At 38.7% G+C, this 22,755-nt stretch carries 19 protein-coding genes; 10 read left to right on the forward strand and 9 right to left on the reverse strand.

The window, feature by feature from the left end; all coding sequences use genetic code 11:
- Positions 1-28: 28 nt before the first annotated feature.
- Both FTV13_RS01655 and FTV13_RS01660 read left to right on the forward strand, forming a co-directional pair.
- Entirely contained in the window at positions 29-4,774 is a 4,746-nt protein-coding gene (locus FTV13_RS01655; RefSeq protein WP_180010780.1) for an AAA domain-containing protein, read from the forward strand.
- A gap of 459 nt (positions 4,775-5,233) precedes the next feature.
- Positions 5,234-5,836: an HAD family hydrolase gene (locus FTV13_RS01660; RefSeq protein ID WP_010700110.1), complete on the forward strand. Its 603-nt coding sequence runs from the start codon at positions 5,234-5,236 to the stop codon at positions 5,834-5,836.
- Between the two features lie 17 nt (positions 5,837-5,853).
- Here the strand turns inward: FTV13_RS01660 and FTV13_RS01665 are convergent, their stop codons facing one another.
- Positions 5,854-7,071, reverse strand: a complete 1,218-nt coding sequence (locus FTV13_RS01665; protein WP_005025080.1) for an integrase arm-type DNA-binding domain-containing protein — start codon at positions 7,069-7,071, stop codon at positions 5,854-5,856.
- A gap of 613 nt (positions 7,072-7,684) precedes the next feature.
- Positions 7,685-8,062, reverse strand: a complete 378-nt coding sequence (locus FTV13_RS01670; RefSeq protein ID WP_179992096.1) for a hypothetical protein — start codon at positions 8,060-8,062, stop codon at positions 7,685-7,687.
- A 510-nt stretch (positions 8,063-8,572) separates the two neighbouring features.
- Here FTV13_RS01670 and FTV13_RS01675 point away from each other — a divergent pair.
- Positions 8,573-10,249 carry a YadA C-terminal domain-containing protein gene (locus tag FTV13_RS01675; protein WP_179992095.1) on the forward strand — a complete coding sequence of 559 codons (1,677 nt, stop codon included), beginning with the start codon at positions 8,573-8,575 and terminating at the stop codon, positions 10,247-10,249.
- 70 nt (positions 10,250-10,319) lie between these two features.
- Here the strand turns inward: FTV13_RS01675 and FTV13_RS01680 are convergent, their stop codons facing one another.
- Positions 10,320-10,826: a copper resistance protein NlpE gene (locus tag FTV13_RS01680; RefSeq protein ID WP_179992094.1), complete on the reverse strand. Its 507-nt coding sequence runs from the start codon at positions 10,824-10,826 to the stop codon at positions 10,320-10,322.
- 230 nt (positions 10,827-11,056) lie between these two features.
- On the opposite strand from FTV13_RS01680, the gene FTV13_RS01685 reads away from it, so the two are divergent.
- A complete protein-coding gene (locus FTV13_RS01685) occupies positions 11,057-12,211 on the forward strand; it encodes a helix-turn-helix transcriptional regulator (RefSeq protein ID WP_179992093.1) in 1,155 nt (384 codons plus the stop codon).
- A gap of 38 nt (positions 12,212-12,249) precedes the next feature.
- On the opposite strand, the gene FTV13_RS01690 is transcribed toward FTV13_RS01685, so the two are convergent.
- Positions 12,250-13,434 carry a hypothetical protein gene (locus tag FTV13_RS01690; protein ID WP_179992092.1) on the reverse strand — a complete coding sequence of 395 codons (1,185 nt, stop codon included), beginning with the start codon at positions 13,432-13,434 and terminating at the stop codon, positions 12,250-12,252.
- A 308-nt stretch (positions 13,435-13,742) separates the two neighbouring features.
- On the opposite strand from FTV13_RS01690, the gene FTV13_RS01695 reads away from it, so the two are divergent.
- The gene (locus tag FTV13_RS01695; RefSeq protein ID WP_125278720.1) at positions 13,743-14,321 is read left to right on the forward strand and encodes a 1-acyl-sn-glycerol-3-phosphate acyltransferase; all 579 of its coding nucleotides are present in this window, start codon (positions 13,743-13,745) and stop codon (positions 14,319-14,321) included.
- Between the two features lie 64 nt (positions 14,322-14,385).
- Here the strand turns inward: FTV13_RS01695 and FTV13_RS01700 are convergent, their stop codons facing one another.
- From FTV13_RS01700 to FTV13_RS01710, 3 genes are all read right to left on the reverse strand, one after another.
- Positions 14,386-14,709 (reverse strand): hypothetical protein, encoded by a 324-nt coding sequence (locus FTV13_RS01700; RefSeq protein WP_125278719.1) that lies wholly within the window; start codon positions 14,707-14,709, stop codon positions 14,386-14,388.
- Positions 14,710-14,841: 132 nt separating this feature from the next.
- The gene (locus FTV13_RS01705) at positions 14,842-15,603 is read right to left on the reverse strand and encodes a 3-oxoacyl-ACP reductase (RefSeq protein ID WP_179992091.1); all 762 of its coding nucleotides are present in this window, start codon (positions 15,601-15,603) and stop codon (positions 14,842-14,844) included.
- Between the two features lie 84 nt (positions 15,604-15,687).
- Entirely contained in the window at positions 15,688-16,437 is a 750-nt protein-coding gene (locus tag FTV13_RS01710; protein ID WP_166136933.1) for a sulfite exporter TauE/SafE family protein, read from the reverse strand.
- A gap of 244 nt (positions 16,438-16,681) precedes the next feature.
- Between FTV13_RS01710 and FTV13_RS01715 the strand changes: the two genes are divergently transcribed.
- A complete protein-coding gene (locus tag FTV13_RS01715) occupies positions 16,682-16,888 on the forward strand; it encodes a hypothetical protein (RefSeq protein ID WP_004782913.1) in 207 nt (68 codons plus the stop codon).
- Positions 16,889-16,963: 75 nt separating this feature from the next.
- On the opposite strand, the gene rsmD is transcribed toward FTV13_RS01715, so the two are convergent.
- The gene (gene rsmD / locus FTV13_RS01720) at positions 16,964-17,521 is read right to left on the reverse strand and encodes a 16S rRNA (guanine(966)-N(2))-methyltransferase RsmD (RefSeq protein ID WP_179992090.1); all 558 of its coding nucleotides are present in this window, start codon (positions 17,519-17,521) and stop codon (positions 16,964-16,966) included.
- Positions 17,522-17,524: 3 nt separating this feature from the next.
- Positions 17,525-19,567, reverse strand: coding sequence for a penicillin-binding protein 2 (gene mrdA / locus FTV13_RS01725; protein WP_179992089.1), 2,043 nt, complete (start codon positions 19,565-19,567; stop codon positions 17,525-17,527).
- A 234-nt stretch (positions 19,568-19,801) separates the two neighbouring features.
- Here mrdA and FTV13_RS01730 point away from each other — a divergent pair, with 234 nt between their 5' ends.
- The 4 genes from FTV13_RS01730 (at position 19,802) to FTV13_RS01745 (ending at position 22,736) form a co-directional block, all read left to right on the forward strand.
- On the forward strand, positions 19,802-20,320 hold the full coding sequence (locus FTV13_RS01730; RefSeq protein ID WP_034170492.1) for a hypothetical protein: 519 nt from the start codon (positions 19,802-19,804) through the stop codon (positions 20,318-20,320).
- 65 nt (positions 20,321-20,385) lie between these two features.
- Positions 20,386-21,702, forward strand: coding sequence for a membrane protein (locus FTV13_RS01735; protein WP_034170491.1), 1,317 nt, complete (start codon positions 20,386-20,388; stop codon positions 21,700-21,702).
- Positions 21,703-21,784: 82 nt separating this feature from the next.
- Positions 21,785-22,444 carry an adenylate kinase gene (gene adk / locus FTV13_RS01740; RefSeq protein ID WP_004782907.1) on the forward strand — a complete coding sequence of 220 codons (660 nt, stop codon included), beginning with the start codon at positions 21,785-21,787 and terminating at the stop codon, positions 22,442-22,444.
- 82 nt (positions 22,445-22,526) lie between these two features.
- Complete coding sequence (locus tag FTV13_RS01745; RefSeq protein WP_004782905.1) at positions 22,527-22,736, forward strand: hypothetical protein; 210 nt, start codon at positions 22,527-22,529, stop codon at positions 22,734-22,736.
- Positions 22,737-22,755: the final 19 nt, after the last annotated feature.

Here is a 22,755-nt window from a genome sequence, read left to right on the forward strand (position 1 = left end):
TGTTAGATCATCAGGAAGTATTTTTAGCATGAAGGATGTAATTGCAAATATTCTGCATACTCAACCTAATTTAACGGGAAGGGAAATTGCTAAAATTCTTGGTGTTGAAAAGAAGGAGGTAAATTCCTTCCTTGATAAAAATCAAGAATATTTTTTCAAAGATGAAAATTTTAGATGGTCAATAATTTCTTCCATATCCGAAATAGAAGTACCTAAGAAAGTAGAAAATTTGATTATGCAGCATGAACATGAAATCAGTAATTTTGCTAAGAATAGGCTGATCCAATTATTGGACTATGTATCTCATCAAGCTGAGGATACTCAAAAAATTCAATATGAAATTAATGGTAATAGATTTTATTCCTATGATCTTAAAAAACTTCGTGGTTTAAAGATTCTGAATGATAGTGATTGGTGGTTTGAAATTGAACGCTTACAACTTCAATCGATGCCTATACCATCTAAACAACTGTCTTTGCACATCCATGTTGAAACTGAAAAAGTACCGACTTTTAATTATGCTAGTTTAAATAAGCTAGTATCTTTTAAGCGAGTTGATCACTTGCGATTAGCTTACTTTTTAGTGGCAAATGATTTGATCACTAAAATTGGCATAATTCAGAAGTTGTTTAAAGAATTTGAAAATTATCGAAATAATTGGGAACTTTGGAAACAAGACAATGATGAGATTAAAAAATCCATTATTGTTTATGACAAATTATTCTCTTGGAATACTGCAATTAACCTAGGTGGAACAGGCGATGGTGAGGAAATTGTTGCAGGTTTTGGTTTAGTTGATTGGGTACTTCCTACTACTCAAAAATCTTATTCATATCCTTTAATTACTATTCCTTTAGAAATGGAAATAGAAAAAAATGGATTAATACGTGTAGGTGCTAAAGATACACGTGCCAATATCGAAATGGATGCCATTTTATTAGAGGATGATATACCCACTTCAGGGCAAGTGAAATTAGCTTTAAAAGAAAACTTAGATAATGGGCGTTCACTAGCATTATTTGAAGGAGAAACATATTCAGATCTAGTCGAAGCCTTTGTTGCTAATATCTTCTCAAGAGGAACAATTGTTGAGGCAGAGAATAGAGCGATACCATCTAAGAACTTAACAGTGACATTAACATCGGTACTGTTTAGTCGTCCTAAAAGGAATTCTATTTTAAGTGATGACATTGAGTTATTAAAAACTAAACTTAATGACCCTTCAGTGGCTATACCTGAACAACCTTTATCGTTAGTGACAGAATTAAAAAGCGATATTAATCAAAAAGAGACTTATAGTTTTAGAGGGCGTTCTGGTACTGAGGGCTTCGGATCAAAAGTTGAAGAGCTTTATTTCCCGCTGCCTTATAACAAAGAACAAATTACTATTGTCCAGAATCTGCTAACCAGCAGTGGTGTAGTGGTGCAAGGTCCACCAGGTACAGGTAAAACACATAGTATTGCCAATATTATCTGTCACTATTTGGCGAATGGTAAAAAAGTACTGGTAACTGCACAGCAGTCACATGTCCTTAAAACAGTACATGAAAAGATTCCTGATGAATTAAAGCCTTTGGTAGTCAGTCGCATTGGTTCAAGCAAAGAAAGTAAAAATCAGCTTGAATCTTCAATCGATTTGATTGTGCAAAAAATTACCCAAATGAATGTTGCAGAAGTTCGAAAAACGATCGAAGTTCTAAAACATCAAATAGATCATAACCATCATGAAATGGCTTTGATTGATCGAGAAATATATAACTTTGCAGAAAAGCATTATCAGAATATTGAAGTAGATGGTAATAAAAAATTACCTATGGATATCGTGAAAACGGTATTAGAAAGTAGAGCATCCTGCGAATGGTTTACCGACCAATTAACTTTGGAGGAAAAAGACCAGTTTCCTTTTTCCCAGATTGAGTTGATTCAATTGAGAGACTCAAGGAAGAAAATCGGTACAGATTTACCATACATAAATTATGGTCCTCTGCCAGCTCCTGAAAAGCTGTTAGATTCGGCGAGTCTGAAGAAATTAAGTGAGTTCTTAAAAGAAAAAGATGAGATTGAGGAATTTTTAAAGCAAAATGACCTACATAATTTCAAGGAAACTATTTCTGAATCAGAAATTAATGAGCTAAGAGATTGGTTAAAGATTTATCTAGAAGATCTAAACCTTGTTCTTGATCATGCAGAACCATGGTTATTGAGCTATTTCAAAAAGATAAATTCAGAAGATAAGGCTATGGAACTTGAGATCTATAGTAACCTTATTCAAGAGGTTCAGCCTTTATTGGAATACAGGAAAACGCTACTAATTGATCCCATAGAGCTGAATTTTGAGATACAACCAAACTCAAAAGAATATCAAGCTGTTCAACGTGCTGTTGATACAGGTAAGCCATTTAATTGGTATCATTTTGGTACTGCTGAATTACAAGACCTTTTTAAGTCAATTAAAGTTTCTGGAAAATATCCTGATACATCAGATGAATGGAAAAGACTTAAAGAATATCTTGATAGAAAGCAGACTCTTAATATCTTTATGAGCAAGTGGAATAGTATTGCCGCACAATTAGACATTCCTTTAATTGAGTTAAATAATCGTAATATCGATGAAATATTAAAAGAGTTCACGCAGCTCATCAGTAGAACCCAAAAATGCCTAGATTTAAAAAATAAATATTTGGATCAATTTAATGCGAATTATTTAAAAGTTTTTAAGAGAGCTAAATCTTTTGATTTCTACGGATTACCTAAAAATATTGATGACTTGATTCAATTGTTAGGGCAGAAGTTAAAAATATTTAATTTAGAAGTCTATCAACAACAACTGGCTGATCAAATCCTTTATTTATCAGAGTTTGGTAATAAAATATCAAATCAGTTAAAGAAAATTGTATCTCTGATTGATTCCGATTCATTACATGAAAGTGAACTTGGAGAGTATGCTGATCTATTAAAAAAATTATCACATTTAAAAGATCTAACTGAAGATTTTGAAAGAGTTAAATCCGCCAGTATTAGATTGAGTAAAACAAATGCTTTGATTCTTAGTAAACATATTCTGGAAGTTCCGTACGCTGAAGAAATTGAAGATCCTGTATTACGCAATACATTGCTAGAGGCTTGGGAATGGAAACGTCTTGAGATTTTTGTAATGGCCATCAGTAATACAAGTCAAATTGAAAATTTGTATGAGCGCCGTCGTATTCACGAGAAGAATCTATCTCAAAATTACGCTCAATTGGCAGCAAACAAGACATGGCTGGCATTAAAGGAAAATGCCTCAGACAAAATTTTAGTTGCATTACAGCGTTATAAAATTGCTGTACAACACTATGGAAAAGGGACAGGTAAGAATGCTCCACGTTATAGAAAAGATGCTCAAGTAGCCCTTAAAGAGGCAACAGCAGCTATTCCTTGCTGGGTCATGTCACATCTTCAGGTATCTGAATCTATGCCTGCTGAATTAGGTCTCTTTGACTTAGTGATTGTGGATGAGGCATCACAATCATCAATTGACGTATTACCCGTTTTAATGCGTGCTAAAAAGTTATTAGTTGTGGGGGATAATAAGCAGGTTTCTCCGAGTAATGTCGGCCTAGCAAGTGCTCAAATTGATGTATTAAGGAATCGTTATCTACATGGTCAGCCACATGCTGCATATTTAACACCAGATATGTCTTTATACGACATGGCTTCTTCTATCTATGAGTCAAGCGTGATGCTTCTAGAGCATTTCCGCTGTCATCCTGCAATCATTAGTTATAGTAATAAAAACTTTTATGGTAACCGTATTAAGCCAATGCGACTATCGAAGAAATCTGAGCAGTTAAGTCCAGCTTTAGTCGCAATTTATACACCGCAGGGGTATAGAGAATCTAAAAATAGCAAACATATTAATCGAATAGAAGCGAAAGCAATTATTGAGGAAATGAAACTTCTTCTTAAAGATGAACGATACACGAATAGATCAATCGGTGTGATCTCATTGTTGGGACCGGCGCAGGCTGAGTTCATTCAATCAGAAGCTTTGAATGAATTTGGTGCAGGTACTCTTACCCAAGTTCAATTTGCGTGTGGGGATGCTTCAGCATTTCAGGGTGCAGAAAGAGATATTATTTTCTTATCCATGGTAGCAGATCCTCAGAATTGTCATGCTTTGAGTCGATCCGATCATGAACAGAGATTCAACGTGGCTGCAAGCCGTGCTCGTGAACGGATGTATCTTGTCCACTCCGTGAATCGTGATCATATATCTCCAAAAGATCTAAGGCTGAATTTACTCAATCATTTTTATGATTTGCAAGAAGATCAAAAAGCATCATTTGAAGCAAAATTAGACTTGTGTGAATCGGAGTTTGAAAAATCTGTATTTACGACACTCCATGAAATGGGTTACACAGTTACTCCACAGGTTAAGGTTGGAAGCTATCGAATCGATTTAGTCGTTGAGTCAGATGGTGATCAGCGTTTGGCTGTTGAATGTGATGGTGATAGCTATCATGGGCCAGAACAATGGCATGATGACATGATTCGTCAACGTGCTTTAGAGCGTGCAGGATGGACATTCTGGAGATGCTTTGCATCGAGTTGGTCAATTGAACGTGAAAATATGGTTCAGTCTTTGATTGAGAAACTCAATGCAATGAGTATTAAACCTACGAATCATGCTAGTAGTTTAATTCAAGATGTAGAGCAAAGAGTTTGGGTAAATAAAGAACCTGAAGAGAATGTAATTCAAAAAGTTCAGCAAGATCTTTTTATATTGAATTAGTTTATAAGGGTAATACCCTTATTTTATTAAGTTAATGAGTAGGAAAATCAAAGTTCTTATCATTGTTTATAATAGGGTAGTTGCCATCAACTGCTTTACAGGACTGCTCACGATTGAAAAAAATATTTTAAAGCTTTTTATTGATGGTATTGTTTGATCTTATTCTATTTGTTCTAGCTCAGATTTGAGCTAGAACAAATAATTAACTATTTTTTTTACCAACTATCAATAGTATCAGCTAAATGCTGCATCATCTCTCTTCCGTCATTTAACCAGCTTGCGTGGTTATAAGGTGCTCGTGATATATCTCCATCTACATGGACTAACTGTATCAATTCCTGCTGCACTTCTGCTTATTTGGATAGATGGCTATTCAACGCAACTTTATTTAATTTTACAAACTCTCTTCGTCTTTACTGGGCTAAACTCAATATAAAATATTTATCCATAGTAAGAATGATGAATCACTTTCCTAAAGTTATTGTGATTGATGCTTTTGGGACACTTGTCAAAATTGGTGAGAGCCGATCCCCATATCGTAAGTTGATGAAGTGGCTAAAAGCTAATGGTAGAAAACCAAGTGCACAAGATGCAAAGATCATCATGTCAAATCCTGTTGATGTTGCACAATTAGCGATGAAGTTCGGAGTAGAACTACCAGGGCAACTTTTGAGGGAGATCAACAATGATCTTCAGCTTGAATTAAGCACAATTCAACTGTATGAAGATACAATGCCTACGCTGCAAATTTTAAAAGAAAGAGGTTTTAAAATTGCGCTTTGTTCCAACTTGGCGATGCCTTATGGTGAACAACTTAGAAAACTACTCCCTGATTTTCTTGATGCTGTTGTATTTAGTTATGAGGTTGGAGCCATAAAGCCTGAACATCAAATTTATAAGGTGATTCAGGCACATTTTGGCTGTGATTTTCCAGAAATGCTCTTTATTGGAGATCATCCCATTTTGGATGTTGAAACACCTATTTCCTTAGGGATGAAGGCAAGGCTCATTGAACGTCATAAAAACCAAAGACTGTTAGATGTCATGGGTGATTTAATCTAACAGTATTATTTTTGATGTCATTCATGCCAATGATCAATAGTATCAGCTAAATGCTGCATCATCTGTCTTCGATCTTTTAACCAACTTGCATGGTTGTAAGAAGCTCGGGACATGTCACCATCTACATGGGCTAACTGTAATTCAATCCAGTCCTTACTGTAATTCTGTTCGTTTAAATAGGTGGATGCAGTTGCACGGAAGTCATGCATGGTAATATGGCCTAGACCCATGTTAACGAGTGCTTCATTGAGTGTATTTTTCCCCAACATTGATATGCCATCATCCCCAGGGAATAAGTAAATACTGTCAGGGTAAAGCTGTAACTGCTCTTTTATAATTTCTAGCATTTGTGTAGATAAAGGTACAACATGCGTCCTATTCTTCTTCATATTCCTTTTACCATCCTTAATTTGTGCATTTGATACACGAGGAATAGTTAAGGTCGCATCTTTTAGATTAACAAAAGACTTTTTAGCCCTGCGTATTTCTATCGTACGTAGCATACTGTATAAGGCAGTCCTTAAAGCATTCTGTGTGCCAGTAGTTCCACCATATTGATTGATCAAAGCCAGAATCACTTTCTTATCTTTTTCTTCTAAAGGGGTAGCGTGATTAACAGGAGGACGTCTGATATAGCTGCGTAGCGCAATTGTAGGATCATTGATTATCTTCAGTGTGATAATTGCGTATTGCATGACTTCAGCACAGATTTGTCTTACATAGATTGCTTTAACTTCACCAGTACCTCTTTTGCTTTTGCGAATTCGTGTAATAGTATTATCCAAAATCACTCGAATATCATTTGAATTCACTTCTTTGATTGGTTTATTGCCAATGACGGGATAGATATCTTTTTTAAAGTATCTCAGCCTGTTTTCATACCATTCTTGTGAGTGAGTGTCCTTGTACTTTTCTAAATATTCATTCGAGATACTTTTAAAAGTATGCTGTATTGCATCCAATGCGGAATCAAGCGCTTTCTTTTGCTCTGTTACAGGGTCGAGATTTTGAGCTAAAAGACTACGATACTCACGTGTCTTATCACGAGCGTAAGATAAGCTAATCTCTGGGTAGGCACCAATCGTTAACATTTTGGGGATGTTTAAATAACGGTAGCGGTAACGCCAGAATTTTCTTCCTGATGTTCTTACTTCAATGCATAGCCCAAAATGGTCTGCAACACGATACATTTTATCTTTGGCTTTTAATTGCTTGATTTGAAAATCATTTAACATGAGGATGTGAGTAAGACCTTTTAACTGTTTGTGTTACTCACAAGGTTACTCACAGATTTTCGTAATGTCACGTGTACTAAGGTGACGCGTGGTAATTCCGGAACATTATTAAAAACAATTGGTTAAGTATCGTAGTAATGCAAGGTTATACATGCGGACATGGTTGTGAAGCATGATGTAATTCATTACCCGATTATATGCTCAAAAAATCCCCGCTTTTGCGGGGATTTTTTTAATTTTAAATAAAATAAAAGTGAGATTTTCATGAAAAATATAGTAGAATTTGAGACTTAAGTTGACTTATAGTCATAAATGATTGATGAAGTATTCAATTTTTTTTAAATAAATGAAAAATGTTTACTTTTGTAATATTTTTAGGCTTGGTTTTTGTAAAGTTTTGATTTATTATTTGATCAAAATATAATTGATATATATGGCAATATGAGCAATACAGTTATAAATGAGGGTGAGAATTCAGATGATCAATCTAAACTTGTATTGGTGAGTAAGGATGAATTAAAATCTTTATACCGAAAATTAAGAGAGTATGAAGATCGTTTAAAGAAAAGTGAATATGAACATAGAAAGCTATTAGCTTACTTCACTCAAAAGATTACAATTGATTAAATTCATCAATCAACTTTTTAATAATATCTTTCTGGGTATTTTTTAAAGAGCGAAACTTTAAATAATAATCCAAATCTTCAGTATCATGTTCTGAAACTTGAGGGGCAGGATTAAAATCATGGTCTCCAAATCTTAACCATTGGTTGGAAACATTAAGCCAAATTGCGAGTATTGCCAATTTATCTTGGCTAGGAATTGCCTTTCCTAACAACCAGTTATTTGCTGACTGTACTGAAATAGCTGGACCGTCATAACGATAATTAAATTCTTTTGATAAATAAGTAGGACTTATAGGATGTCTTGCATTTGTTAAAGCACTTTTCAGCCGTTCAGCAAATAGATTTTTTTCTTTTTGGCTGCTCATAAATTCCTTCTATCTATTCCTATACTTTTAAGCCTAGCCTTAAAAAGTATTTTAAATACTACAATGTTTCAGAGCCTAATTTTAAGAAAACTTCGAAAATATTTCAATTGTAACAACTTTATTTAAGATAACTTGTTGTAATTATTTGTAATGAATTTTCTTTATTTCTTAAATCAAATTTATTTAGCTCAGCTTAATTCAAATATTAGTAAATAATTCTAACAACATAAACTTTTAGTTGATGATTATAATCCAATTATATATGCAATAAAAACATAAAGTTATACATATAAATTAATATTAAACATAATAGATAAATTAATATTTAAAAAATAAATCAAATTTTGATTGATAAATTTGTTATGTTTTGTATATTATTGCCTCAGGACCGCGGTGGCGGTGGGGTATGAATGGCGTAATTCCCTTTTAACCACGCATTCGTAACAGTTTTGCTGGTTTACATGATCCTAGGGTAGGCCAGTCTTTTTATAAAAATTGAAGGAAATTTATATGAAATTTCAAAAAACCTTATTGGCAGCTGCATTAGCAGCAGTAAGTTTTGGTGCGCTAGCAGCAGTGAACCAAGCAGATGTAGTAAAATACGCAAATGCTGAAGGTGATGTTCTTGTTAAAGTAGAAGATGCTAATGACAGCAATGGGGTTGTTCAAAATGGTTGGTATAAGCTTGAAGGCAATAAGCTAACAGCATTTACAGGTGAAACAAAAGATTACACAATCGTAGTGTCTGCTGGTCAAGTCCAAATTACAGAATCAACTCCATCTACAACAGGTGGTACTACAACAGGTGGTTTAAGCTTTGATGGTAATGTAGACCAAAATAATTATTGGTCTTTTGGTGGATCAACCACCACCACCACAACAACAACAGCCGGAACTTATACTCTTGAAGGTCAGTTAGTAAATACTGACTGGCATGGTAATAATGGTCTAGTTGATGAGAAAATCACTTTTACAGGTGAAACATCACCAGCAACTACTGCAACTGATGTAGTTTCAGTTAAAAAAGATGTTCAAATTGGTAACATTACTGAAGAAGATCGTGATACAGCTGGTAAAGCTAAATACGATTTCACTTTAGCTGGAAAAAATGTTCAAGGTACTCTTGCAACAATTAAAACTGAAGCTGATGCCAATACTGCTGTAGCTGGTGTTACAGGCAATGGTTTAGCTGTCTTGGATGTGGCGAAAGGTGGAGTGGTTGATCTTGAGAAAGGTACAGTAACTACAACTTCAGTTACAGGCACTACTACAACTGCACCAACAGCAGTACTAAATGCTTACGATGATAAAGATGGTAATCGTGTAGTTGAATTTAATGGTAAATATTTCAAAGCAACTGATAATACTTTGACTGCTTACACTGGCGATACTAGTGATGCTAACTTAACTAAAGTAGGTAAAGGTACAGCTGATGAAACAACTGGTGGCGATCGTACTACTACAGTAAATACTGGTTTAGTATCAAATCTAAACGTTACCTATGGTGAGTCTGTTTCTAAAGCCCCAAATGCTGGTGAAATCAAAATTTCTAGTACAGACCCATTAGTTGCAAATGATACAAGTGGTAATAAATATACAGTAACTTCTAATGCTCCAGTATCTACATCAACTAAGGATGTAAAAACTGGCATTATTGCAGTAGATGAAGCAGGTAATAAAACTTACGGTTTACAAGCTACAAATACTACAGATGGTAAAGTTACAGCGCAAACTACAGTAACTGCAGCTGGTATTGAAACCACTGGTGACATCGCTTTTGTTGACGCTGCTACTGGTTCAAAAACTTCTGTGAAAGGCTACTTAGAAGAAACTTCTAAAGCTGTTGATGCTAAAGTTGATGCTGCTCTAGTGGAAGTTGATTCTCGTTTAACTCAATTCAATTCTACAGCAGCTCGTTTGAACAGCCGTATTGATGACGTAGAGCAAACTGCTTACCGTGGTGTTGCAATTGCTTTAGCTGCTCAACAACAAATTCCTAACATCGGTGCTGGTCAATTCGCAGTATTCGGTGGTGTAGGTCACTATGAAGGTGAAACTGCCGGTGCTTTAGGTGTTGCAAGCGTATTCGCTGATGGCCGTACTTCTCTAAGTGCTGCTCTTGGTTTCGCTGGCGGTAACGAAGTTGGTGGCCGTGTAGGTGTTTCATATGTGTTTGGCGGTAAATAATTTACCCTCAACATAGTTGAAATAAAAAATCCCCGCATTTGCGGGGATTTTTTATTAAGTTAGAAAATGATTAAGGTGATTTTTTAACTAATTTATAATTCAGATTACTCTGTATTTCCTTACCTGTTTCTATATCACGAGCTTCAACGAAATTATCACCTACATAAAACTTCCGGTTTTCAGCTTTTCCATCTAGGACGATAATAGAAGGTTGTTGAGAATCGAAAGTGAAGCTACCTTTGGTCTCAGTTTCATTATTTCCAGTTTTACCTAAATATTCCTCACTCAATTCATAAGTTTTGTCAGGATTAAGATCTAGTTCAACTTTAATCCCTTCGCAGTCAGCACACGGGAAAACACCCTCATATTCGCCTGCCCAGTTTGAGTTGACAGTAGCATTACTGCTCATCTCAGTACTCATATTGCTTTGACTATTTGTAGTCTCTGTAGTAACAGGAGCATTTGTGGTATTAGATTGAGTATCTGCACTGGCCATATCGCGGTCATTCTGTTTAGAACATGCACTTAAACTAGTAACTGTTACTACCAATAAAGCAGGCCATAATATTTTTTTCATTGAAGATCATCCTCTTGTTCTTCTGTATTAGGATTTACATTAAAAGTATGAGCTATCAATATACAGAGAGATCTTGTTAAAAATTGATTCGTTAAGTGAAACGGATTAAATATATGTAGATGAGAAACGAAGATAATTAAAATACAAAATAAGCGATAGGTTTTCTTTAGTTTTATTTTATAAACCTTAAGGTTATGATTTGATAAAAATAATTATTAATAAGAGCGGTCATGAAAGCAGAACAGGAAAATAATATCATCGCGAAAATATATGATGCTGCTTTATTGCCTGCTTTATGGCTAGAGGTCATTCAGGATATTGTGCAATATACCCAGAGTCATAGTGCAATTTTTACCGGTCTTGATCAATTCAATCCCGCCTATGACTTTGTTTATACTTACAATATCCCGGAAGAAAGTCTGGCTGCTTATCAGGATGAACGGATTCGGGTCATTGACATGAAGCTGCATATGCCTTTATGGAATGAAATTGATATGGGGGAGGCACTTAATCAGGACTGCCGTCATTATGCAGATCAACCTGGAACAGAACAGTATATCTTTTATGAAAAATGCCTTAAGCCTACAGGGATAGGATATATGGCGGGAGTATTACTGGACAGAGGAAATTATCGCTGGGCAGTCATGGGACTACATCGTGCTCCGCACACTCAAGGTTTTGAAGCAGCTGAACTGAATTTTCTCAAACGGATCGGCATACATTTGCGTCGCTCTTTACAGATTCATCGGCAAATCAGTTTGGTACAACAAGACAATATCAGCTTATATACCGTATTAGACTGTTTAAAAATCGGTATTATTTTGCTGGATCAGGATCTCAAGTTATCTTATTCAAATCCACTAGCACAAAGCATGATTGAAGCTTCAACATGTCTGGAAATGGATATGCATAACCGGCTGAAAACACCGGTAGGTGATCAGGAACGTCTGGAAAGATTGCTATCGAGTGCTTTGCTGGAAGATACCAGTATGTCGAGTGAAATAGGCGGGGTCTTGGCTTTGCAGGATTCTAAAGGACAGCAATTGATGCTCACTGTTGTGCCTTTTAAAAGGTTGAGAAAAATGCAGCAATTTTCTGAAGCTCAGCATCAGATTGCTGTATTTATGACAGACAAAAACCGGCATTATTCATTATCTAGAGCTTATTTGCAGCAAGCATATCAACTGTCAAAACGTGAATTTGATTTGTGTGAACTTTTAATCAATGGCTATAAATTAGAAGAAATTGCAGTGAAATGTGGGATCACTTTAAGTTCAGTACGCACTTATTTTAAGAATATTTATGAAAAAACTGACTGCACTTCACAAATTGAGCTGATGCACTTATTGATGGGATGTACGATTCATTTTGAACATATTAATTAAACCTACCTAAAGATAATTCTTTAGGTAGGCAGTGCTCATTATCTAACGCGCTGTAATGTTACAGGACCTTCACCTTGTGGATGCAAGATCAGAGTTTCAGCCGATACATTGATGTTTGCAATGGTCTTGCTGCCATCGGAACTGTCTTGTAATCCGCCACATTCATTGGTATCGAATAAAACTTCAGTGGTCGTAAGTGTATTACCTGAGAGGATAAATTTGCCATATTCAATACCAGGCCAGCCACAATCATCTCCGCCTTCAGTGTCCAGGAAGAAATAATAGTTTGTGTCAAAGAAGGCAAATAAATGGGTGTCACTAAATCTCCATGCACCTACCAGACCATTAGCAGACTGTTTGACGCGGCTTAAACGGTATTCGGTATTGATCCCCGGTTCTGTCAGAATTAAGGTCATTCCATCATAGTTTAACGTATAAGGTTTGCCTTCTGCAGGATGTGAGAGTCCCCATTCACCATTACTGTCTTGAATAATACGCGGTGAAATTACACTGGTAGTTGCATTCCAGTTTAACTCTCCAGTTTCAATGCCAGGCGTTCCATCACCATCAGCAGCTTCTGCTTGACCTAAGGCATAACGGCCATCTTCTAAAATATGGATTAGAACAGCGCTGTTTGCATTACGGCCAATTTCCCAAGTACCGGCAATATCTTTATAGAAAGTTGACTGGAAGTTTTCTGCAGCTTTTTCAGGTGTAATCAATTTTTCTGTGGTAACTACGCCTGTTGATACCACGTCTGTAGCAAATGCTGTAGGGGCCTTAGAAAAATCTAAACTTTTATTAAGAAGGGCATTAGCAGCTTCAGTACTGATGCTAATCCCATTGTCATGATTACTATCTGTATCTAAAGACTGTAAAAGCACCATCAGATTGGTACGTGCATTTTCAGTTTGTGCTAAATCTAACGGAGTAACACGTTCTTTCGCTTCAATTTCTTGACCTAGTTGTACGTCACCAATCAGGAATTTAACCTTTTCTCCATCATTAAATTTAAATTCACCTTTTTCATTAGTAACCCCTTCCGCACCGCTGCTGGTGATATATGTTACCCCTGAGATAATTCCATCTGTCAGTACACCAGTTTCGGTCCCGACCGGAGCTGTAGGTGGAACAGGTGATGAACCCTCTGTACGATCATTATCTGAACCGCCACATGCTGTAAGTAACCCCGCTAAGGCAAGACAAATTAAAGTCTTTTTCATGAAAATCTTCCTGAAATTTATTATGTCAGCGAAGTATAGAAAGAAAGCTAAAATCGACATATCCTAAAATTAGGATGGAAAAATATATAAATCAGTAAAATAAATTGAACTCACTATTTGCTTAAAAGAGTGAGCTTGCAATAGGTAGTGAAAGAAGAAATATTCAAATAACAATAAATTGAAATTCTTCCTAAAGCTTAAAAATACAAATATATATTAATTGATGTTTTATTGATCAGGATGCACTATCTATATTCTGCTGCATTGTTAGACTGTGGCGAAATTTTGATAATGATTGTGATGTAGCTGTGTTTGAAAATTTAGCTGAGAAAACTTTAAATTTAATGGGCTGGAAAACCGATGACCAATGGCCCGAAGACCTTGATCAATGTGTGATGATTGCAGCGCCACATACCAGTAACTGGGATGCACTATATGCACGTTTGGCCTTAAAGGCATTAAAAGTGAATGTGCGTCTGACCATTAAAGACAGCTATATGAAATTTCCATTTGGGCCTTTTGTACGTGCAATGGGTGGAATTGGTATTGACCGTCGTCCCAAACAACCGGGTGAGCCACGTCCAAGCATGGTTCAGGTCATGACAGGTCTATTTAAAGAGCATCCTAAACTAGTCATGCTGGTTACGCCGGAAGGCACACGCGCCCGTCAGGAACAATGGAAAACTGGTTTTTATCATGTGGCGATCAATGCGGGTGTGCCAATTGCGCTGGCTTATATGGATTATGCAAAAAAAGAAGCGGGCGTAGGTAAAATCATTTATCCAACAGGAAATTATGAACAGGATATGGCTGAGATCATGACGTTCTATGCCAATATTGAACCTAAATTTCCTGAAAAATTCAGTATTGATCAACGCTATTTTTAATTTCAGGAAAAATAAAAGCAGAGGGATGGACTCTGCTTTTCTGTACGATATATAAATACCGAATTTAATTTTGATTCTCTTCAGATAAAATTCCCCCCAGATTCTGGCAGGCATCTTTATAAAGATTGTATTGCTGTTCTACCACTTCATATAAAGGCAGGTCAAAAAGCTCTTCTCCTTGATGATATTGCTCAATATAAGATTCGACCTTGGTTTTGCTGCTGTATAGCATGTGTTGATAATAATCCGTCATACTACTGTGTGGCATTTGCGCTGTATCAATCTTGGCACAATTGAAGTTTCGCAGAAGCTGTTCTGACTTTTTAAGATCATTGGACATACAACCTGCCAGTAACATGCTACTGAGCAATGCCGTTAGGAGTTTCATAGAAAATAGATGAACTTTGATGGGGAGCGCACTATTGTAGAAGTAAATGCGCTATGCAAAAGTAGTTTTATTCAACAACTGGTCAAAAAATAGAAGAATAAAATTCAGAATCTCATTCTTCCTTGGCGATCTTTAACCTTTAACCAGTCCGCCATCGACAATCAAGTTTTGACCTGTCACTGCACGTGAATAAGGTGACAGGAACATCAGAATAGCAGACGCAAATTCTTCAGGTGTAATCACGCGACGTAAAGGAGTGGATTGAGCAATCAGGTCAAAGACAAAGTCAGGCGTTGCTTTACTTGCATCTGTAGTTTGCAGTAATCCGCCTGAAAGCATGTTCACGTTAATCCCATACTGACCCAGGTCTTGCGCAGTAGTTCGGGTAAAGGCCAATAGCGCCGCTTTCCCAGTCGTATAATCATGATAAGGAACGACAGGGTTTTGAACCAGGTTAGTCCCAATATTCACGATACGACCAAAATGTGCCTGTTTCATATCTTCTAATGCAGCTTGCGTCGTATTTAAACAGGCTTGAACTGCTCCACTAAACTGACGGGCCATGCTTTCCCAAGTCAGATCTTCAACTTTAGGTCGCTCATCACCATTAAACTCAAACTGCACCAGCGCATTATTAATAACGGAATGGATGGCTTCTCCAAAATGGGCCTTGCTGGCAGTGAATAAAGCTTGTACCTGATCAGCTTGTGTTACATCTGCCTGACAGGCAAAGATCTGATCAGGATACTGATTTTGCAAAGCTTCAGCTTGGGTTTTGCTGCTATGGTAATTTACTACCACACGTGCACCTTCCTGAATCAGGAGCTGGGTAATGGCTAGTCCCAATCCACGAGCACCACCAGTCACAAGGATAATTTGATCACGAATTTGCATTGCTTATATCCGCCTGAGAATCATTCGGGCTAACATAACAGCAATAGGGCTGAAAGCAAAGTGATGTAAGGTTTTAGAGCTGCTCTATCGCGCAAATGAGTCAATGCCTTCTTTGATCAGGAGAAAGCAGCCCGAGCTGAAGAGCAAGCCTAAGACAATCTGTTTAAAACGTAATTCTGAAATTTGATGAAACAGACGTGCGCCTAAAATAGCGGGAATACTTACAGCTAGAATGAGTACCGCCATATAGGGAAGGTGAGTCTGATTTAAGGTGCCTTGCAGTAAATAGGCGGCCAAGGTAAACACCTGTATGGCAAAATTAAAATGACGCAATATATAGCGCTGCTGTTCTTTCGGTAGTTGTTTCAGCATCAGCCAGGCAGATGGCACAGAACCGCAGAATCCCCCTAAACCTCCTAAAATACCACCGATCAAACCAATGCCTACGTCCGCAGTTTTGCCTGAATGCTGAATCAATTTAACCTGTGGATTAAGCAACATCAGTGGACACCAGATCACGAGAAATATACCAAGCAAAATACGAAAAGTACTCGCCTCAACGATATTCAGTAACCAGGTGCCGAGTGGGACACCGATCAGACCAGCAATTAAATAAGGTAGATATAAGGTTCGGTGCAGATGAGGAAGTCTAGGTTCATTGGATAATGAAATGAGGTGACTCCACACCGAGGCAAAAACCACTAAGGGCGCAGCAAGTTGAGGACTTAATCCCCATACCCAGAATGACATGGCAATTAATGCAAAAGCAAAACCGGTAAGTCCCTGTACAAATCCTGCGATAATTGCACCAAGAATAAAGAGTAGCCAGGTCATAAAAATCAGGATATTGGAAAAGTTTGTAGTATTCAAAATATGGCTAGAAAAACCAAGCAGATCCTTAGCTGTATTTATGCGAATCTAAGTGTAAATATGCATAAATGATTTTTATTAAATCCGAGACAAATCCTTTAATTAAGTATGGAAAATGAACAAAATCATACAAGAGTGCAACAATGGCTCCGCGTACTCTTCATGAAATCACTTGATACTAATTGAGTGCGGTATAGAGGTGATGAAAATGAAAAAAATGATATTACTGTCATCTGTATTGGCAGTAGCGCTAACAGGCTGTGTGGTTGATCCTTGGGATGAAGGTTATCGCGGTCATCATGATCGTAATGGACATTATGATCGGGATCGTGGTGATAAGGACTGGAAAAAACATAAAGATCATCGTGACTGGAAACGTGACAGAGGCGATCGGGATTGGCGTCGTAATCGTTAATCGTTACCTTCCATTTATGAAAAAGGATTCCTTTAAGGAATCCTTTTTTATTTAAGTATTTAATATAAGTAGGTCTTAAGCCGCTTTTTTCTGATACAGCCCTGCGCGTACTGTACCGGCTTTGGTATTTTTAACTAAACGCCATGAACTTGGTAACTTCAATGTACTCAGTTCACGATCGGCTTCTACATAGATAAAACCATCTTCTTTGATCAGTGGATCAGCTTGAGTGGCCAAAGTTTCCCATAGGTCCAGACTATACGGTGGGTCTAGAAAGACCAGATCAAACTGCTGTTTCAGGCTGGTTAATGCTTGTTGTGCTGTCGCAATTTTGAGTTGCGCACGTGCTTTGGTGACTTTGAGTAATTCCAGATTTTGGGTGAGGAATTGTGCCTGAGTACGATCCGGCTCAATCATCACCACTGAAGCTGCACCACGTGATAAAGCTTCAAAGGATAAAGCGCCTGAACCGGTACACAGATCCAAGACACAGGTATTCTGGACATCCCACATTAGCCAGTTAAATAAAGTTTCACGCACACGATCAGGTGTGGGACGTAATCCTTCGATACTGGCAAAAGCCAATTGACGGCGTTTCCAGTCACCACCAATAATTCTAAGTTGGTTTTTCATGAATTATTCCTGATCGTCATTGGCTGCAGGAGCAGAGCGAGAAGTTGCAGGTTGCGGATTGTTTGGCTGTGCATGGGTCGCCTGACTGCCTTCTTGAGTTGGGGTAGCATTCGGGTCTGCACTTAACAGGTTTGGTCCACTTGGCAATTCGCCCGGTTTAATACCTGCTGTCATGAGACCGCCACTAATTTGATGGCCGGCAGGGTGAATCGGATTTTTATCGCGAGACAGTAACCAGTAGTCAAATAACGGTTTAGCCAGTTGCGCAGCAGAACCCCCATGTCGGCCATTTTCCCAGACAACGACTACTGCAATTTCAGGGGCTTCAGCAGGTGCAAAACCAACAAATAGACCATGATCCAGCTGGCGTTCAGTCAGCAGGGCTTCATTATAGCGCTTACCTTGGGCAATACTTTTTACCTGTGCCGTACCGGTTTTACCTGCGATTTGATACATCGGCGTGCGGATTCCGCGACCTGTCCCTGACTGAACCACATCGATCATCGCATCACGCATTTTGATCCAGTCATCTGGTTGACCATTAAAGTCGATTTTACCATTAGGGGCATTATGTACGGTGAAAGGTTTGGCACCTTTACTTTCACGCAGTACGTGAGGCGTAACATGTGAGCCTTGATTTGCTGTAATAGCAGTTGCCATGGCGAGCTGTAATGGTGTGGCGGTAAAGGCACCCTGACCAATACTCACCGAGATGGTTTCACCACGTGACCATTTGGATTTACGGGTACGCATTTTCCATTCCGGACTTGGGTAAAGTCCTGAGCTTTCACTTGGTAAATCGACACCAGTTTTTTCGCCAAAGCCAAACTGGCGCATCCATGTGTTCATTTTTTCAATGCCCATACGGAACGACAAAATGTAGAAGAAGGTATCGCACGAGACCACTTGCGATTTATGCAAGTTGACTACGCCGTGTCCTGACTTTTTCCAGTCGCGGAATTTATGCGAATCGCCCGGAAGTGTGAAATAGCCGGGATCGGAAATTGCTGTATCCCAATCGACCAGGCCATAATGAAGGCCACCCAGGCCAAACATCGGTTTAATGGTCGAACCTGGAGGATAGGCCCCTTGAACAGCACGGTTATAGAGTGGCTGATCCAAACTGTCACGAAGGCCTGAATAGTCTTTGCTACTAATCCCGGTGACAAATAAATTAGGGTTAAAACTTGGACTGGAAACCAGCGCCAGAATTTCACCTGTACGTGGGTCAATCGCGACAATAGCACCACGACGACCGGCCAGTTGTTCAGTGGCAATGGTTTGTAGACCATAATCCAGTGATAAATACAGATCATTACCGCGTACCGGCTCTTTACGGCCTAAGTGACGCAGAACATTACCGAAAGCATCAGCCTCAACAGATTCATTACCCGGCACACCATGTAATAAATCTTCATAGTATTTTTCTACCCCGATTTTCCCGATCAGGTTAGATCCGGCATAGAGGTCCTTATCAATTTCTTTGAGTTCTTTGTCATTAATACGGCCAACATAACCAATCACATGCGCGAAGAGTTCACCATGCGGATAATAACGGGTCATCTGCGTTTCAATATTGACGCCCGGAAATAGATATTTCACCTCACTAAAACGGGCAATATCATTTTCATTCAGATTCAGCTTGATTGACACACGCTCAGTTTTACGCGCCGTCTTGATGCGTGCCTGAAAACGTTCAATATCTTCTTCGGTTAATTCCAGAATAGGTGTAAGACGTTTCAGCGTATCATCAATATCCTGCACATCGGCGCGGCTTAAGGTAGCTGTGAAAACAGGATAATTATCGGCAAGTAAAATACCGTTACGATCGTAAATATAACCGCGTGCTGGCGCTAAAGGCTGCAGACGAATACGGTTCTGGTCAGAAGCCGTAGAGAAGGTTTCAAAATTAAAAATTTGCAAATAGGCATAGCGGCTGACCAGCAGCAGCATAAAGAAAACCACAATACCGACAGAGATCCAGACCCGACTGCTATAGATGCGCTTTTCTTGTTGTGCATTTTTTAAAGGAAAGTGCTGCTTCATACGCGATCGACTTAAGGCCAGAGGGAAAGGAATCAAAGTGGAGTATTCTAGCGCAACTGTACGGGATTTGATAATGGAAAACTGGCTATAGCAATTCCTGTGTTTAAACTTTGACTTTGCAGACATGAAAATTGTAAAGTGCTGTGTACAAGAGTTTTAATAATTCTGATAAAGTCAAAATTAAATAAAAATAGGACTCTACCAAAAACTATAATTAAGGAAGATGGTGAAGGAATGAACAAAGTTTACCCTTTGTTGGCATTTGCATTCTTTGCAAATGGGGTATATGCACATGATCAAGTGAATAATACGACAAACAGAACTGAGGATCGTGAGCCTAAAGCATTTAATGTTGGGGTCGGTTTTACCCAGAAACTTATCCATCTAAACACTGAATGGGTGAATCCTTATGGGATTGCTTATGTGAAAGGTGGTGCTTTTCTCAACGATGATCGTACAGTTGGAGCACAAGTTGGCTTTCGTTATCCTGCACACCTCACCGGCAAGGACAAAAATGGTTATTATGTAGGGGCTTATGCCGGTCATATCGATAGCAAACAGGTTGATGGCAAATACGAAAGCCGTTTAGGTGGGGGCATTGATCTGGCGTATGTTTTGCTTAGTTCAGAACGGATCAGCAGTTTTAGTATCGGTATTGGGGCGGGGGAGAAATTACAGGACAGTAATGGTCGCGTTGTAGCCAAAACTGAACCCAGACTACAATTCTCCTATACTTTAAGTATCGGTTTATAGACAAAATATTCAACTTTATTAATACCTGTATTCTGTGAACAAAAAATTAAATATGGAATTTATGCATGCTTGAGTACGTCAATGAATTGTGGCAAGCCTTCTTGAATCGCCCAGATTTTTGGGCAGTGCTCAGCATTATCCCGGTGACCGCATTCGTAACATGGGCTCACGTGTGGATGGCGCTAAAAATGGTGTTTTATCCAATTAATTTTTGGGGTTTTCATGTCGGGCCTGTTCCTGTTGGCTGGCAAGGTATTGTGCCACGTAAAGCTGGAAGAATCTCAGGAATTATCACGGATAATACCTTGTCTAAATTGGGTTCTATCCAAGAGTTCTTGCAGGCAATGGATCCGGATGATATGGCACGTATTATCGGGGAACAGGTCGGTTTTGAACTGGAACATCTGATTGATGAAGTCATGATGGACCGAAATGCGGTGTTATGGGAAAACTTGCCTTATTCAATCAAGCGCCGTATTTATGCCCAAGCCCATAAACAGCTGCCACAGGTATTAAAAGAATTGGTGACTGAACTGACCATGAACGTCGAGTCACTGGTCGATATGCGCGACATGGTGGTCAGTCAAATGGAAGGCGATCGTCGTTTAATGGTGCGCATGTTCCTGAAAGTCGGACAGAAAGAAATCAACTTTATCTGGCATATCAGTGCCCTGATCGGGATGTTCTTTGGCCTGTTCCAGATGGTGGTCTGGTTTGTGGTGCCATGGCACTGGACCGTACCGTTCTGGGCTGCTATCTGGGGCTTCCTGACTAACTGGATTGCGATCTGGATGGTGTTTAATCCGGTAGAACCGCATTATATTAAATACCCGCAATTCTTTAAGCGTACAGCCGATCATAGATTCCCTTGGATCAAGCCGGTGATTCCAAGAATTGGCACCTATAACATACAAGGCGCATTTATGAAACGTCAGGAGGAAGTCTCTGACGTATTTGCAAGTGTGGTCACAGAAGATCTGATTACGCTAAAATCGATCATGACAGAAATGATGTATGGTGGTAAAAAAGATAAAACCCGCCGTATTGTCAAACGTCATATTAACGAAATTATGGAAACACCGCTGGTTCGGACCTCTTTACAGTTGTCTTTAGGACCAAAAGAGTATGCAAAACTCAAGACAGACTTGATCGATCGCTCGATTGAAATTACGATGGTGCCTGTAAGCGACCCTGCGTTTAATGCGAGCCGTGCACAGAAGATCTATCAAATGTTTAGAGACCGCATACGTGATTTGACGCCTAACGAGTTTCAGAATCTATTACGTCCTGCTTTTCAGGAAGATGAATGGATCTTGATTGTCCTGGGGGGAGTTACCGGTTTTGTTGCGGGTTTAATCCATTTGTTTGTGGCTTTCTTATAATTAGATGCCAAAGAGCAGCACACGTTTTGGTCGTGTGAAGCTGGGTATCTTATACATAGTTAAAAAATGAGGATGTTTATATATGCGCATTATCTTACTCGGACCACCTGGAGCAGGTAAAGGTACACAAGCTCAGTTGATCTGTAAGCGCTACAATATCCCACAAATTTCAACCGGTGATATGCTCCGTGCTGCAATTCGTGAAGGAACTGAATTAGGTCTACAAGCTAAAAGCGTCATGGACAATGGCGGTTTGGTTTCTGATGAATTGATCATTGGTCTGGTCAAAGAGCGTATTGCACAACCTGACTGTGCAAATGGCTGCATCTTTGATGGTTTCCCACGTACGATTCCTCAAGCTGAAGCGCTGGAAAAAGAAGGCATTGCAATTGATCATGTGATTGAAATTGATGTGCCGGATGAAGAAATCGTTCAACGTCTATCTGGTCGTCGTCAACACCCGGCGTCTGGTCGCGTTTATCACATCGTTTACAACCCGCCAAAAGTGGAAGGTAAAGATGATGAAACTGGTGAAGATCTGGTACAACGTCCAGATGACCAGGAAGAAACTATTCGTCGCCGTTTAGGTTCATACCACACTGAAACTGAACAGCTGGTTGGCTTCTATCAAGGCCGTGCAGCTTCAGGCGAAAATGCACCGACTTATGACAAGTTAAACGGTCTACGTCCAATCGAAGAAGTTCAAAAAGATCTTTTCGCGATTCTGGATCAAGCAAAATAATCGGTTTCCGATCATTTTGACTTTCAAAGAGCCCTAAGTCATATTAGGGCTCTTTTTATTGTATTGTTCAAAAGGATCTGCTGTGAAATTTGCTGTATTGGGATTGATGATTGTATTTCTGGCAGTACTGTTTGCGCTGTTCTATGTCAGCTTCAAGATGCTGAAAAAAGTACGTCAGGAAGAACGTGCTGAGAATGTGGGTAAGGTGCCTGAGCGTCAGCTGCATCCCAAATTACAGGCCGAGCTTGAGCAAAAGCGCAAGCAAGAACAGGCTGAGCAAAATAAAAAATAAAAAACTTTTCGAGTACTTA

The organism is Acinetobacter sp. YH12235 (genome assembly GCF_013417705.1).
GTDB lineage: Bacteria > Pseudomonadota > Gammaproteobacteria > Pseudomonadales > Moraxellaceae > Acinetobacter.